Annotated in this window: 16 protein-coding genes; 9 read left to right on the top strand and 7 right to left on the bottom strand. The window is 45.0% G+C overall.

The window, feature by feature from the left end; all coding sequences use genetic code 11:
• A complete protein-coding gene (locus DRW07_RS04785; RefSeq protein ID WP_124026714.1) occupies positions 1-900 on the top strand; it encodes an alpha/beta fold hydrolase in 900 nt (299 codons plus the stop codon).
• 36 nt (positions 901-936) lie between these two features.
• Positions 937-1290, top strand: a complete 354-nt coding sequence (locus DRW07_RS04780; RefSeq protein WP_124026855.1) for a DUF1428 domain-containing protein — start codon at positions 937-939, stop codon at positions 1288-1290.
• 102 nt (positions 1291-1392) lie between these two features.
• Here DRW07_RS04780 and DRW07_RS04775 read toward each other — a convergent pair whose 3' ends face one another.
• A complete protein-coding gene (locus DRW07_RS04775; protein ID WP_124026713.1) occupies positions 1393-2208 on the bottom strand; it encodes a fibro-slime domain-containing protein in 816 nt (271 codons plus the stop codon).
• Between the two features lie 512 nt (positions 2209-2720).
• Here DRW07_RS04775 and DRW07_RS04770 point away from each other — a divergent pair.
• The 3 genes from DRW07_RS04770 (at position 2721) to DRW07_RS04760 (ending at position 4760) form a co-directional block, all read left to right on the top strand.
• Positions 2721-3059, top strand: coding sequence for a hypothetical protein (locus tag DRW07_RS04770; RefSeq protein ID WP_124026712.1), 339 nt, complete (start codon positions 2721-2723; stop codon positions 3057-3059).
• Positions 3060-3259: 200 nt separating this feature from the next.
• The gene (locus tag DRW07_RS04765) at positions 3260-3544 is read left to right on the top strand and encodes a DUF3718 domain-containing protein (RefSeq protein ID WP_124026711.1); all 285 of its coding nucleotides are present in this window, start codon (positions 3260-3262) and stop codon (positions 3542-3544) included.
• 106 nt (positions 3545-3650) lie between these two features.
• Positions 3651-4760, top strand: coding sequence for an FG-GAP repeat domain-containing protein (locus DRW07_RS04760; RefSeq protein WP_124026710.1), 1110 nt, complete (start codon positions 3651-3653; stop codon positions 4758-4760).
• 45 nt (positions 4761-4805) lie between these two features.
• Here the strand turns inward: DRW07_RS04760 and DRW07_RS04755 are convergent, their stop codons facing one another.
• The gene (locus DRW07_RS04755) at positions 4806-5138 is read right to left on the bottom strand and encodes a hypothetical protein (protein ID WP_124026709.1); all 333 of its coding nucleotides are present in this window, start codon (positions 5136-5138) and stop codon (positions 4806-4808) included.
• Positions 5139-5224: 86 nt separating this feature from the next.
• A complete protein-coding gene (locus tag DRW07_RS04750; RefSeq protein WP_124026708.1) occupies positions 5225-6283 on the bottom strand; it encodes a DUF4124 domain-containing protein in 1059 nt (352 codons plus the stop codon).
• Positions 6284-6509: 226 nt separating this feature from the next.
• Here DRW07_RS04750 and DRW07_RS04745 point away from each other — a divergent pair, with 226 nt between their 5' ends.
• Entirely contained in the window at positions 6510-7580 is a 1071-nt protein-coding gene (locus DRW07_RS04745) for a PAS domain-containing protein (RefSeq protein ID WP_124026707.1), read from the top strand.
• A 19-nt stretch (positions 7581-7599) separates the two neighbouring features.
• On the opposite strand, the gene arsH is transcribed toward DRW07_RS04745, so the two are convergent.
• From arsH to DRW07_RS04725, 4 genes are all read right to left on the bottom strand, one after another.
• Complete coding sequence (arsH, locus tag DRW07_RS04740) at positions 7600-8319, bottom strand: arsenical resistance protein ArsH (protein ID WP_124026706.1); 720 nt, start codon at positions 8317-8319, stop codon at positions 7600-7602.
• The gene (locus tag DRW07_RS04735; RefSeq protein ID WP_124026705.1) at positions 8319-8783 is read right to left on the bottom strand and encodes an arsenate reductase ArsC; all 465 of its coding nucleotides are present in this window, start codon (positions 8781-8783) and stop codon (positions 8319-8321) included. The genes arsH and DRW07_RS04735 overlap by 1 nt, the downstream gene beginning before the upstream one ends.
• A gap of 1 nt (position 8784) precedes the next feature.
• The gene (locus DRW07_RS04730; RefSeq protein WP_124026704.1) at positions 8785-9120 is read right to left on the bottom strand and encodes a metalloregulator ArsR/SmtB family transcription factor; all 336 of its coding nucleotides are present in this window, start codon (positions 9118-9120) and stop codon (positions 8785-8787) included.
• A gap of 127 nt (positions 9121-9247) precedes the next feature.
• Positions 9248-9574: an HP1242/YdcH family protein gene (locus DRW07_RS04725; RefSeq protein ID WP_338067751.1), complete on the bottom strand. Its 327-nt coding sequence runs from the start codon at positions 9572-9574 to the stop codon at positions 9248-9250.
• Between the two features lie 76 nt (positions 9575-9650).
• Between DRW07_RS04725 and imuA the strand changes: the two genes are divergently transcribed.
• From imuA to DRW07_RS04710, 3 genes are read left to right on the top strand one after another with little or no spacing between them, the layout of a single operon-like run.
• A complete protein-coding gene (gene imuA / locus DRW07_RS04720) occupies positions 9651-10337 on the top strand; it encodes a translesion DNA synthesis-associated protein ImuA (protein WP_124026703.1) in 687 nt (228 codons plus the stop codon).
• Positions 10337-11743 (top strand): Y-family DNA polymerase, encoded by a 1407-nt coding sequence (locus tag DRW07_RS04715; RefSeq protein ID WP_124026702.1) that lies wholly within the window; start codon positions 10337-10339, stop codon positions 11741-11743. The genes imuA and DRW07_RS04715 overlap by 1 nt, the downstream gene beginning before the upstream one ends.
• Before the next feature lie 3 nt (positions 11744-11746).
• A complete protein-coding gene (locus DRW07_RS04710; RefSeq protein ID WP_124026701.1) occupies positions 11747-14833 on the top strand; it encodes an error-prone DNA polymerase in 3087 nt (1028 codons plus the stop codon).
• Positions 14834-14892: the final 59 nt, after the last annotated feature.

Here is a 14892-nt window from a genome sequence, read left to right as displayed (position 1 = left end):
ATGACTACATTAAATACCACCCTGAGCATAAAAATGGGAAGTTGGCTCTATCACACGGGCAATCGAGCCGAAGCTGCGCTTTATGGATTGAAAAAGCAAACGCTCAATCTTGACGGGATCCATCACAAAGTGTGGACCAGTTCAAACAAAAACAAACCGGCACTCCTGCTCATTCACGGGTTTAGCGCAACACATGCTGTATGGCTAAGGTTCGCACGCCACCTGACAGATAAATTTTACGTCATCATTCCTGAATTGGCTGGACATGGACAAACGGGTTTTGAGAAGCATTGGGATTACTCTGTGCCCGCACAATCAGCCCGAATGATTGACCTTATTCATGGCCTTAATATTACCCAATGTCATATTGCCGGTAATTCCATGGGCGGCTTTATTGCTGCTCACATGGCGAGAACCTATCCAGATGCGTGCTTATCAACCGTTTTGATTGATCCTGCGGGGGTCATTTCACCACAGCCCAGTGAGATGCAAATAATGCTACAACGCGGTGAAAACCCTTTTTTCGTCTCTAATCAAGCAGACTTCGATAAGTTCTATTCGATGACTATGGCACAGCCCCCGTTTATTCCAAGGCTCGTACTTCGTGCTTTGGCGGTTGACTATCAGCAACGCAAAGAAGCGCTCAAAGTCATTTTTTCAAAATACAACCAAGCGGAACACTACATAGATAAGTCAGAAACGTCGATACCTTGCCCGACACTCTTATTGTGGGGTGCCAAAGACAGGCTGATTGATGTTAGTAGTGTGGATGTTTGGCAACGCTTTTTTAATGGTCATACGCATATCTGGGATTCGCTCGGGCATATGCCCATGTTAGAAGCGCCTAAAGACACCGCACAAACCGTTATGGCATTTTACAGGTCGCAGTCATTGGTCTAAGGTAATTTCGTGCAATCACTTAAGGGAAACAGACCGATGGCTTATATCGATGGATTCATGTTGGCAGTGCCCAATGAAAACAAAGAAAAATACGCGGCGACATCACGCATGATGCTGAAAATTTGGAAAGAGGAGTTCGGCATGCTCAGCGCCAAGGAATGCTGGGGTGACGAAGTGCCAGACGGAAAAGTGACCTCTATGCCCATGGCGGTAAAGTGTGAAGCCAATGAAACTGTGGTTTTTTCCTGGTCAATCTGGCCCGACAAGGCAACACGTGATGAAGCTTGGGCAAAGTGTGAACAAGATGAGCGTTTTAAGGATATCGCCATGGATTTTGATGGCAAACGTATGATCTTTGGTGGCTTTGTGCCTTTTGTAGAAGTGGAATAAAAGCAAGGCTAAAGTAGTTGTGCTTGAGACAGTGTTGAAAGAACCTGAGTTGTTGCTCAAGGTACGCAATTACTAGTACCGTGAGCAACAATGTTTTGCTTTTTACTTACTCAATGCTCGGCGGCGAATCATCATAGTGAATAATCCCAACCCGATGATGGCAAAAACCGAAGGCGCAGATACTTCGTTTACTGGTTCACCTAAAAACGAAGTAATACTCACAGTTGACTTTGAGTAGTGACGCTCAGCAAAGAAGAAATCAAAGCTATATAAATCGCCAGCTTGGATACCCTGCTGTGCTGCAACATCATTCATGTTAAAGCTACCATTTACCGCTGAATGCACACCGCCCAGATCTAAGACTAACTCACCGTTGATAAAGACCCAAACATCATCATCACCCGTAAACTCAAATGTATTGGTTAAGTTAGGGTCGAAAACCAAATCTAAACCAAACTGTGCAGTGAAAAAGTAGTTATGGTTATTGAAGTTGTCGCCGTCGTTCGATGTACCTGTAATGGCATCTAGCGGGAAGAAGGATTGGTCGTCAAACGTCAATTTACCCAACAACAAGTCAACTGTCGCATCAATCGGCACGTTGTATTCTTCAACACAAGTTACATCTGGCGTATTAGCGTCACAATCGTCAAACCATGTTGAGAAGGTAGATGCGTTGTTCACCGCACCATCAGTATTGTCGTTGGCACCAATCCAAACAGGAACACCATTAACCAACTGGTTACCCACATTGCCTGTGCTAAGCCCGGAAATCTTATTCTGAAAGTCATCATGCTCTTGATGAAAATCGCGAACAGTAACATCGATTGATAGTGGAACAATATTGGCACTTGCAGAACCTGCCACTATAACTGTTGAGACAACGAGTGCCTTTAACGAAGTTGTAATTACATTTACCATTTCTGAATCCTTTTGTTAGACATAGCGCGGACGCCAAAAGCTTTACAAATTAAATAATGCACTAATCATACCAAAAATAAATAAACACTAATTAACAATAAGTTACAAAATCAAATCAACAATTGACGACCATCTCATTCCAAAAGCTGTAAAAAATATAGACACCTCGACTGAACAACACAGCAATGGCTTTGAATTTTTGCTATTGCTTAATCTCACTAGCCCACCGAACACGCAATAAGCTGGTTCACAATCAACAGCCTCCAGAAGTGTTAAGCCAGCCACAACAGTTAAATTCAGTTGCCTTAGAGCTTTGCAGAGGAAACAAATCATCCAAACAACACCTCTGATTGTGCAGTTGACATACGGCAACGTTGAAATGAACCCAGTGTTTTTTGTCGCTTTACTTTTGTGGATAAAGTTGGTGCACAAGCTAAAACGGAAGACTAAGCGTTCCGTTGCTACTTCTTATAACAATCGACAGCTTGATGCGAACTATGGGTATTTTATAAATGAAAAAAATTGCAGCTTTACTGGTAGTAATATTAGTGGTGATTACCGTGAATCATCTTAATTCACGTTCAAGTGGGCCACAGTATTCAGCGAGTGATTTTGGTGTTTCGCCTAAAACTCTTTTTAATGATCATAAACTGCAATTGGTTTATGAAAAGTGCTTTACCAATATGATAAATGGCTACATAGAAGACAGTGATGGATTAAGTAGAAAAGATACGGCTTTTATTATCCAGACCATGCCAGATATTTGCGCTGAAATGCTCAACGCTTCATGTCGACAAGATAAAGAGAGTTATGGCTGTAAAATGACGATTAAATCTATCGAAGAATCATAAGCTTTCAATCCTGATAAAACTTTCTTAGTTACCCTTACAAGTTAGATAGGACTGTACTTCATATCTGAAGATAATTTGCACATGCTCATAGCATATGAAATGGGGCGCTCAGATACTGGCACGCTCAGTTGGTCCCATAGTTCGCAAAGCTGTTATTGCCCTCCACTAAAATTGCCAATAACAAGTAGAGAGGAGCAATTGTGAAAAAATTAATTTGTCGAGCAACGTTTGTGTTCGCAATGACAGTAGGCGTTGTTAGCACTCCTGTAAAAGCAGGTATAGGTAAACAAAGTGAACAATTAGCAGGTAGGTTATGTGAAAATATTAAATCGAGTTCGAAATTTGATTTACGCAGAATGCTAAAAAAATATCGACTCAGCGTGAGAATAATTAATAACAAACTAGTGTGTTATGGTTTGACACCCATTGAATTTGCAAGTAAACACAATAATAAAAGCACATTAGGCCTGCTATATAATGCCTGAAAGCATTGAGTAAAAGGTACTTTACATTATTTTGCGTTTGGTCTGCTGAAGCGTCTGGGCTGATATTTAGAGGCACTATTTGAAGTTTAAAAACGAGGACTACATTGTGAACCCTAAGATACTCGGTTTGGTTATGGCAGCCACCCTTTCGTCACATGCGTTGGCTAAACCAGACGCCCTGTATGAAAATCGGCGCGCTTACCCCATTTCAATGGAGTCCTTTATTACCGCAGGCGTTGCAGTTGGTGACTTAGACGGCGATGGCGACCTTGACCTTGTGGAGTCGAATGGGCGTCACTGGCCTCAGGCCAGCTATGTTTATCTGAATGCTTCCAACCGAGGCTATTCAAAGCGCGTGGTACTCGGCCATGAGGAAACAACAGGTTATCGTGTTGAACTAGCAGATATTGATAATGATGGTGATTTGGATGCAATCATTGCTGTCGATCGGGCTGCAAATAAATTATATCTAAACGACGGGCAGGCTGGCTTTGCAAAAGTGCGTGATTTTGGTTCCGCGCTTTCGAATACTCGCAGCATAACCGTTGCCGACCTGAATGGTGACGGCGCACTTGATGTATTAGAAATTTGCCGTGGTACGCCCAATAATATTTTTCTTAATGATGGCAATGGCGGTTTAGTTCAAGCTGGTACGTTTGGTTCTCTAGACGACAGTACCTTGGATGTCGATGTTGCCGATATGAATGGTGATGAGTGGGTTGATTTGGTGCTTGCAAACCGGGATGGCCAGAAAAACTTTATCCTTTTAGGTACTGGCGATCTGAGGTTCGAACAAAAGATACCCTATGGCAGTGGACGTGATGATACACGAGGTGTTGCGGTTGTTGATCTTAATGACGATAGTATGATGGATATAGTCACAGCCAACATCGGTACTGAAAATAGTGTGGTATTTAACTTAGGTGATGGTAATTTTAGCGAAGAGGTCTACTTCGGTGGAAACGAACGTTCCTATGCTATCGAAACGGCAGATCTCGATGGTGACGGCGATATGGATGTTGTTGTCGCAAACGTGAAAGGGGCTAACGAAGTATATCTGAATGACGGCACTGGAAAACTCACCAAAAACGCGGTCTTTGACAGCGAAGATGCAGCAACCTACGCCCTAGCCATCGGCGACATCAACGGCGATGGCAAGCCCGATATTGTGACCGGAAATTCAGAAGCACAAAATGCTGTATTTTATGGAAGGTAACGTGTAACAAAAAGTATGGATTAGGTAGCCTTGTGCTACCTGCACTCAACGCTCAAAGAAATCATCGACAAGTTGCGCTAATTCTTCTTCTAGCTGCTCTTCAAAAGCATTGATATTAACATCGAACGCGACCATGAACTTAGCCGCTTGTTCCCGCGATATCGGTGCATTTTTAATTTGAAATTCAAGCTCCGGCAAGCCTTTGTCGTAGCGAGGCTTAATTGTCCATCGCATAAAGTGTTTGTGCTTGTCTTTTAGCTTTTTGCGAGCAAAGTCACAAAATGCCTCTACATGCTCTCCCCCTTCAGGCCCTAAACACCCAGGTTCAATGCGATAGAGTAAAATCAATTTTTTGTACAACGGCAACGCTACTGTCATTTATGGCCTTTACAAGTCACTCTTCGTCTTTGCAGAGTATTATGCCTTTTGGGTAATTTTGCTATTTACTTTGCTACCTGCGAAAGCTACGCCACCTGCCGAACCAGCCACAGCAAAAACTCCTGCTCTATTTGCTCAATACTTTTATTGAAAGCCTTTTCAATATCGGCGGGTTGAACCGTATTGCAACCGTTTTCAGATTCAATCAGCAATAGCCTCGCCAACCCGGTTTCATAATGTGTTTTAAAAAAAGAGACTATGGCCCAACTGGTTGCATAGAACTGCGCATTTTCAGTGCTAGCCCATTCGGGATCTGATGACGAAAAGAGCCTAGAAAGTGGTATACGGTGTTTACCTTTTACATACTGTATCCAGGGTGACTCTGAGGGTTCAAGCGTTGTTTCGGCGACTTCAGCCATTCCCTCGTTTAACCAGCGGGACATACTGCCAAACCAGGCGCGGTTTATGGAGTGCATAGCTTCATGCACCGCAGTTTTAGTGCCTTGATCAAAATTATTAAGGTATACATAGGATTCATTCACACCACTGCGGTAAAAACCGTTCGTGTTACCTAGTGAGGGCGACACGCGTTCACGAAAATCACTATATCGGTTCTTGTCATTAAACAACCGTATTTTAATATCAACAGGCTGAATGAGCCGTTTATCGGTCACCTCACCAAAAAAGCGTTTCGCATGGTGAATACGCGTGATCACGCGTTCGCGAAATCCGTTCGGCGGCGTATCACCGTAGATGTTGATACTAAGATCCTCTGTTTTAACCTGCCCCACTACCTGCACATCTGCCATTGGTGGCTTTTTTCGGTTACTCAGATTAATAACACCGTTTCCATCACGCCACTGATAAATTGTTTTTCCAGGTTGATGACTGCCAGACTTGCAATTAACACCGCCACTAAAGTGTCCAATGTCATGTGGTAGCAGTTTGTTCAGTTCACGCGCTGAAGTCTCTCTAACAGTGGGGCTTTTAGTTTCTACGTGGTCTTCTGTGGATGCTTTTTTTTGACCGCTATCAATTGGAGTGGCCACTTCATCGATAAAACGCTTTACGTTGAGGAAAAAGACACGGTCGTTAAACCAATAGTCCATCAATACGGCATTAATCACTAATATGATGACTGCCATAAAAAGCTTTCCTTGCTTTTGCATGAAACAAGATCCTTTTGTTTATAATACTGAAATAGGATATGGCATGTGTGTTTTAAGTGTCAAAGAATTAGGTATGTTGAGTTATTCCTAAGGCATCATTACTTAACTCGGCAAAAGCTGCTAACCTTGTTTTTAACTATTGAGCCTTGTTAAAAGTTTAAGCAAATTACTGACATTCATTAAGTGGTGAGAGTTAGAAGTTATGGATTATGAATTAGAAGAAATGCTGTTCCTTTCAACATTTTTATCAGGTGCAAAACCTTTGGAAATGTTAAAGCAGCTGTTATCACGGACTATCTCACCTATTATTGTTACCGATGCAGGAACCTTAGATGGCGGCTATAAAATCATCTACGCCAATAAGGCGTTCTGTAAATTAACGGGCTACGAATTAGCCGAACTTGTCGGCAATACACCGAAAATTTTTCAAGGCCCCAAAAGCAATAAAGAAACGTTAGCCAAGTTGTCAGAAAGCCTTAAAACATCGGGCTATTTTAGGGGCATGTCATACAATTACCGTAAGGACGGCTCTTGTTATCCTCTGGAATGGGATATTTCGCCCATTCACGATGAAGACAATAACATTATCTTTTTCGTGTCGATTCAGCGTGATCTAACACAGGCGTTCAATGCCATGAAGCAGCTTAAAGACGTGAATGAACATGTGCGTGAGCTGATCAGTGATTTGTCCCATGGCAAAGTTGCACCAGAAGACGTTAAAGCGCGCAGTAAGCCCTTAATTGAAGAACTTAAAGACAGTGCAAAGCTTTACACACACAGTGCTGACGACGATGATGACCTTTTCTTTGATATTGATGACGGCTTCGACGATGACGACACCGGCCCCGTGCAAAAGGCCATGTCAGCCAAAGACTACCTGACTGAAGAGCGATTAACCGAGTCTGAGTTGTACAATATGCTTGAATGCATCACAGATTTAGAAGAGGAAGTGAACGCGCTGAGCAGCAACCCTGCCCAAAAAGAATTGATAGAAGCCATCTCAGGAAAATTGCGGGAAGTGTCTGACGGTATCTTCTTCCTGATTGAATTTACCGATGTGGCACTGGCACTCACACAGGTGGCCGATTGCTTGCCGCATTTAACTGAGCAGCAACTCAAAGGGTTTTGCTTAGAGTTCTTGCAATCGTTAGTAGTGGAAGTTGAAAGCTGGGTTCAGGGCGTATTTGTTAACAAAACCGCCGACAATATCTTCGACGGCGGGAATAATATTATAGCGTCAGCCAAACAAATTACCGTATTTGGTAAGGGCTAACGCTCCCCTTCAGCAAGGACTACAACGAACGCTGATTCACCCGCTTCATCAGCTGTTCAGCACTTTCTACACGCTCTGAGTAACGGTCGACCAGATAGTCTTTGTTATCACGGGTAAGCAATGTGAATTTCATGAGTTCTTCCATTACATCCACAATGCGATTGTAGTATCCCGACGGCTTCATTCGGTCATTGTCATCAAACTCCAGGAACGCTTTTGCCACTGATGACTGATTGGGGATAGTTAGCATACGCATCCATCGTCCCAATACTCTCAGTTGATTAACCACATTAAACGACTGCGAGCCACCCTCTACCTGCATCACTGCCAGTGTTTTTCCCTGTGTTGGTCTGACCGCGCCCAAAGACAAGGGGATCCAGTCGATCTGTGCTTTCATGATACCGGTCATTGAGCCGTGGCGTTCGGGTGAACACCATACCTGCCCTTCTGACCATACCACCAGCTCACGTAATTCTTGTACTTTGGGATGAGAGTCATCTTCACTGTCAGGCAAAGGCAGGCCTTCAGGATTAAATATCTTCACCTCTGCGCCCATTTCAACGAGCAAACGCTGGCACTCTTCAATCACCAGACGGCTAAATGAACGTTTTCGCAGTGAACCGTATAACAGCAGAATTCTGGGCTTGTGTGAAGATGCTCCCAACGTGAACTGTTGCACATCTGGAATACGCAACTGCTCGTTATCAATATTAGGCAGAGTTTCGTTATTCACTGTCATTACTTAGCCCCTAATGTTGCCAAAGCCTCGGCCCAGTCCGCACGTTTGAGGTGTGTGATTTTAATCAGCGCCTCCACACGTTGCTGGATGATGGCGATCGTCTGACGAAACGCATTGGCGATATCCTCCTCACTGCCTGTGAGCTTTGAAGGGTCTTCCAACCCCCAATGTACTTTCAGTGTTTTGCCAAACCACACCGGACACGCCTCGCCAGCGGCAGAATCACACACGGTTACCACAATATCAGGCGCAAAGTCTTCAAACTCATCCCACGACTGGCTGGTTAGCCCTTCCGTAGCAATGCCTGCTTCAGCCAGGTATTTAAGAGACAAAGGGTGCACTTCACCCACGGGCTGGCTACCTGCACTTTTTGCCTCTATGCTGCCCTGACTTAAATGGTTCGTTACCGCTTCAGACAAAATACTGCGGCAACGATTATGGGTGCAAATATATAAAATTTTCATGCTACGACTCACAACACTGCGTTTTGGATAAAGACAGCAATTGCACGCTGCCTGCTAAATAATCGGATTGCTTGCTTACTGTGATGTGCAATACGTCTCTGGCCCAATCTGGTAATTTGTCATGAAGCCGGTAATACACCCATTTTCCCCGCCGCTCATCGCTTAGGAGTCCACACTTTCTAAGTTCAGCCAAATGCCTGGATACCTTTGGCTGAGTCATCCCCAATGCAACCTGCAAATCACAAACACACAAGGCGTCATATTTACAAATGAGTAATACACTCTTGAGTCGGGTTTCCTCGGCAAGACATTTATAGAAGGTTAAAGGAGACAGCATGAACACACTCACATTTCATATGCGCATTATCATATATATGATAATTCATATATCAAGTAAGAATTTTAGGCATTAAAAAAGCCACGCGGTTGCGTGGCTTTAAACGAGGGAGCTGTTGAGCAATAGTTTACAGCGTTGCTTCCGTTTGTTTGATCATGCCAAAAAGTTCGTCTTTTAACTTTACTCGCACTTTTTTGCATGTTTCCAAGTATTCATCAGACTTAGCGGTAATACCTTCTTCAATGTGCCTGACTTCCTGATCTAATTCATTGTACTGATTAAATAATTTAGCAAAGTGATTGTCGTGCATTTTTAAGTGACGGATAGTGTGATGGTGGTCGGGAAATTCGTGCAGCAAGTCGTGTTTTTCTATGGTCATTTTCTTTTCTCTGGGTGTGTTACCAATGCCGTCAGTATCCTGAACCATCGGTTTTACTGCTTTGATTGAGATCATGAATTGTGCTGAAAGCACAAATATTATTATGCACATTTCATTTGACTTTTTACTGTACATACATACAGTATTAAGTATGAATACATTACTTGCTTCATTACATAAAAAACGTCTCGTGTGGTCGGCAAAGCAGGCTCCGCTTATGCAGCCGCCGTCACTCGCTACGGGGTTTACCGAGTTAGATGATGCGCTTAGCGGTGGCTGGCCCGAAAGTGGAGTAGTGTCAATAAATAGCCTGAGCGGTATCGGAGAGCTTCGCCTTTTGCTGCCGGCTCTGGCTTTGCGCAATACACAGAATAAGCGCTTAATGATTATCATTACACCGCCTTACCCGGTCAATGCTGAGTTCTTACATGAACAGGGGATTGATCTAACCGATGTACTGATTGTCAACGTCAATGCACATCAGTCGCAATTATGGTGTGCCGAACAATGCCTGAAAAGTGGTTGCTGTGCCTGCGTACTCATGTGGCCAGAAAAACTACAACATCACCAGGTGAAACGTTTTCAGCTTGCCGCCCAACAAGGCTGCTCGGTACTGTTTACCTTTCATGCTCAGCAACACGCTACGGCCGGGCTGCCGGTTTCACTGGCACTTTCCCTTGAACCTGCTTCTGAAGGCATAAAGGTGAATATAACCAAGCGTATAGGCAGCTGGCCTGTGCCACCGTTTACGCTGAGTTATCAATCGCGCTGGCCAAAGCTCACGCAATCAGCAAATGCGACGCCAGATTATCACGGGTTTAAAGAACAGTTAGGCTAATGCAGGGCTTGTGGTTATACCTGCACTTTCCACAGCTGCAGTTAGACAGTCTGTTGAAGCAACAAACGCAGGAAGAAGCGGTCATTATTGTTGAAACATCACGTATGCAAGTGGTGCAAATGAGTCCGGCGGCATACGAAAGCGGCATTCGTAAACACATGAACCTAGGCGCTGCAGCCGCTTTATGTGAAGCACTGCAGGTATTGCCTTATGAAGAAAAGTCAGAGCGGGATACATTGAAAGAAATCGCTCATCACCTTTATCACATCACCAGCGATATTAGCTTTTCAGGGCCCTCCGGCTTACTTATTCGCGCGCATACTATGCTTAATCTGTATCAGGGTCTAAAGCACTACTGGCTAGCACTACAACATCAGCTCACAGCGCTTGAGTTTACTTACCACTATGCAACAGGGCATACCCCGTTGGCAGCAAAGTTGCTCGCATTACAAGGCTGGCATCATATTTCTGACGATAATGAAAAAATAACGTCGGCACTTAAAAAGTGTGCATTACGTCTGACCGACTTAGATAACAAAAGTGTTCAAAAGCTTAACCGAATAGGTATACAACACTTGGGGGAATTAATGGCGATACCCTTACCGGATATCGCCAAACGTTTTAGTCATGACATGGCGGATTATCTGGGTCGAGTCATGGGATTATTGCCTCACCCTGTGTCGTTTTATCATCCTGAACCCCACTTCCATCATTATAAGGAACTCTTGTATGAAATAACCGATAGTCAGCGTCTATTAACACCCATCACCCACCTACTGGATGCATTAGAGCGCTTTTTGCGTTTGCGCGATAAGCTGACTACACAAATCTGCTTTACGCTCCACCTGCGCGACGCGCCCGAGTTGTCTGTATACGTGGGCGCACAACAGGGTGAATACCGCGCGGCTATGTGGAAAAACCTGGTATCACTACAGCTTGAAAAACTGTCACTCACTGCCCCTGTAACCGGTATGACTTTACACGCAGAAAAGGCTTATATTCGCCAGCCGGAAAGACCTGATTTATTTACAACTAAGCAAGGTGAGCTCAGTCGTTTACAACTTTTGTCTATGCTGCAAGCCAAAGTGGGTGAAAACGCGGTATTCTCGCCTCGGTTAGGTAATGATCATCGTCCGGAAAAACACAGTCTACAGGTTAATTCACTGAACACACCCGCCAGCGCTGTTTCAGCCTACCCGCTGCGCCCGTCTTTTTTACTGCCCCACCCTGTGCCTTTGACCGAAAAAGTGACCATAGAGCACGGACCAGAGCGAATACAAACAGGATGGTGGGACGATGCACCCGCTGAGCGTGATTACTTTATCGCCCGCAACCATGCAGGACAATGGTATTGGGTATTTCGAACACCACAACAGCAGTGGTATCTACACGGTATATTCAGTTGAACTATGCATTCCTACGCTGAACTTTTTTGTCAAAGTAATTTCTCTTTTCTAACTGGCGCATCCCACCCTGAAGAGTTGGTAGAGCAAGCGCATTTGTTGGGCTATCAAGCCATTGCTATTACCGACGAATGCTCAGTGGCCGGTGTCGCCAGAGCGTACACAGCAATTAAAGAAAAGAGCCTTACAATCAAACTCATTGTAGGCAGCCTGTTTACCTTATCAGACGGATTGCGCTTGGTTGTGTTGTGTCCGACTCACACCGCCTATGCCGAAATGTGCCGCGTGATCACCAATGCAAGGCGACGTTCACCTAAAGGCCAATATGAGCTAACGTTTTGGGATATACGCACGTTCAAACAATGTTTGCTTATTTGGCTCCCTCAAGGCAATGAAGCGCGCGATAACGCCTGGGCAGAACAGTTAACGGCTGTATGTCAGGAGCGTTTGTGGATAGGCTGCCAACGGCACTTAACGGCGAATGAATCAGATTACTTAGCGCATTGTGAGAAGTTGAGTCAGGCATATACATTACCCGTCACTGCATGCGGCGGCGTCCTTATGCACCACCCTGACCGCTTGCCGCTACAGCATACACTGTGTGCAATACGCGAGGGTACACCCGTAGCCAGTCTGGGACGCCACTTACTGCCTAACCGGGAGCGCTCACTGCGCTCATTAGACAAACTAGCGCACTTATTTCCACGCAAATGGCTTGATGAATCTGTGGCTATTGCTAAGCGCTGTACGTTTTGCATGAGTGAGCTGCGTTATCAGTATCCTGCAGAGCTGATACCCAATGGGCACACACCCACCTCGTACTTACGGCAGTTAGTTGAACAGGGTATAAAGACGCGTTTTCCTTATGGTCTGGATGACTACCCGCACATACTACCTACCATAGAGAAAGAACTTAAGCTTATTGCACTAAAGCGCTATGAGCACTTTTTTATTACCGTGTATGACATCGTACAGTTTGCCAAATCGCGACATATTCTCTATCAGGGTCGCGGCTCGGCAGCTAATTCTATTGTCTGCTACTGCCTAGAAATTACCGCTGTTGACCCCCGTCAGGCCGATTTGCTGTTTGAGCGCTTTATCTCTAAAGAACGCGATGAAGAACCAGATATTGACGTAGATTTTGAGCACGAACGACGGGAAGAAGTCATTCAGTATATCTATCAAAAATACGGGCGTCACCGTACTGCACTGGCAGCTACCGTCGTGAGCTACCGAACAAAAAGCGCATTGCGAGAGGTAGGTAAAGCACTGGGTATAAAGGAAACCCAGTTAGACTATTTCATTAAAAATATTAATCACAGAGACAGAGACCTAAGCTGGCAAACGCAAATACAAACGCTGGGCCTTGATGCCAATGCCACACTCAGCCAGCACTTCACCAGTTTGGTCGAGCAAATACGAGGGTTCCCCCGCCACCTTTCACAGCACGTGGGAGGGTTTGTGATTGCGTCAGGCCCTTTGTATGAACTGGTACCTGTAGAAAACGCCAGCATGGCCGATCGCAGTGTGATCCAATGGGACAAGGACGACCTTGAAAGCTTGGGTTTACTCAAAGTCGATGTACTAGCATTAGGCATGTTAACGGCTATCCGTAAATCGTTTCAGTTAATCGCTAAGCATTATCAACACGAATGGACAATTCCCGATATCACTCGTTTACGTGACGACCCTCAGGTATACCGGATGATCCAAAAAGCGGATACCGTGGGCGTATTCCAGATTGAGTCGCGGGCACAAATGAGTATGCTGCCTCGGCTCAGGCCTAAGAGTTACTATGATCTGGTAATACAAATCGCCATCGTCAGGCCTGGCCCTATTCAGGGTGGCATGGTACATCCGTTTTTAAAAAACCGGGAACATCCTGCCGACATTCGCTATCCATCTAAAGCCCTTGAGCAGGTATTAGGGCGAACGAATGGCGTTCCCATTTTTCAGGAGCAGGTGATAAAAATTGCCATGGTCGCAGCGGGTTTTTCAGGCGGTGAAGCCGACCAGTTGCGCCGCGCCATGGGAACCTGGAAAAAGAACGGTCAGCTGGAAATGTACGGCGAAAAGCTGGTCAAAGGTATGTTGGCTAACCACTACGAACTCGATTACGCACAACGTATTTTTGAACAAATTAAAGGCTTTGGTACTTATGGTTTTCCAGAATCGCATGCGGCTTCTTTTGCGGTATTGGCTTACGTTTCCTCGTGGTTAAAGCACTACTACCCCGCGGCGTTTTATGTGGGGCTGTTGAACAGCTGGCCAATGGGCTTTTACGCGCCAGCCCAGTTAATTGAAGATGCCAAACGACACCATATTCACATATTACCTATTTGTATCAATCAGTCTGTGTATGATCACACGCTCGAATACCACCAACAGGAATGGGCCATTCGTCTTGGTTTTAGGCAGGTAAAAGGCTTGTCTGAAGCCACCGCTATGAAACTGTGTGAATGCCGCTCTGAAAAAGGGTTTGCCTGTATTGATGAGATCAGGAAATTGAACATCAGACAAGATGAGCTTGAGGCGCTCGCCAGTGCGAATGTGTTTAAGGCATTATCACAACACCGGTATCAGGCTCGTTGGTCTTTGATGACCGCCACTAATCAGGGAACCATACTCAGCGAGGCCCTGCCTGCCGATGCGTTTTCGCCCGACGCAGCCAGTGACATGCAGAGCCTTGTCGAAGATTATCAATCTATTCGCCTGAGTCTTGATCATCACCCGGTACAGTTATTGAGAGAGGCCGGGCTGCTGGGACGTTACACACCAGCAGATCAGCTCATTAATATACGCCACCAGCAAGTAGTCAGTGTTGTAGGTTTAGTGACAGGCAGGCAGCGCCCTGGTACGTCAAAGGGGGTAACTTTCATGACGCTGGAAGACGACACAGGCTATGTGAATGTTGTGGTTTGGCTGGCTACTGCACGCCACCAGCAAAAACACTTTTTAAAGTCTACCATCGTCAAAGTCACCGGTATTTTAGAGCGCGGAGACGGTGGTGTAACCCATGTTATTGCAGGACGAATTGAAGACAAATCGCCGCTGCTAGATAAACTCACGTTTAAGGCCAGACATTTTCACTAAGCTAAGCATACAAGCTTGACTATCGCCTGTGCTTGATCACTAATTAACCCATATGCTTT

The organism is Paralteromonas sediminis, from assembly GCF_003820355.1.
GTDB classification, from domain to species: Bacteria; Pseudomonadota; Gammaproteobacteria; order Enterobacterales; family Alteromonadaceae; genus Alteromonas_F; species Alteromonas_F sediminis.
This window is presented reverse-complemented; position numbering and strand designations above follow the sequence as displayed.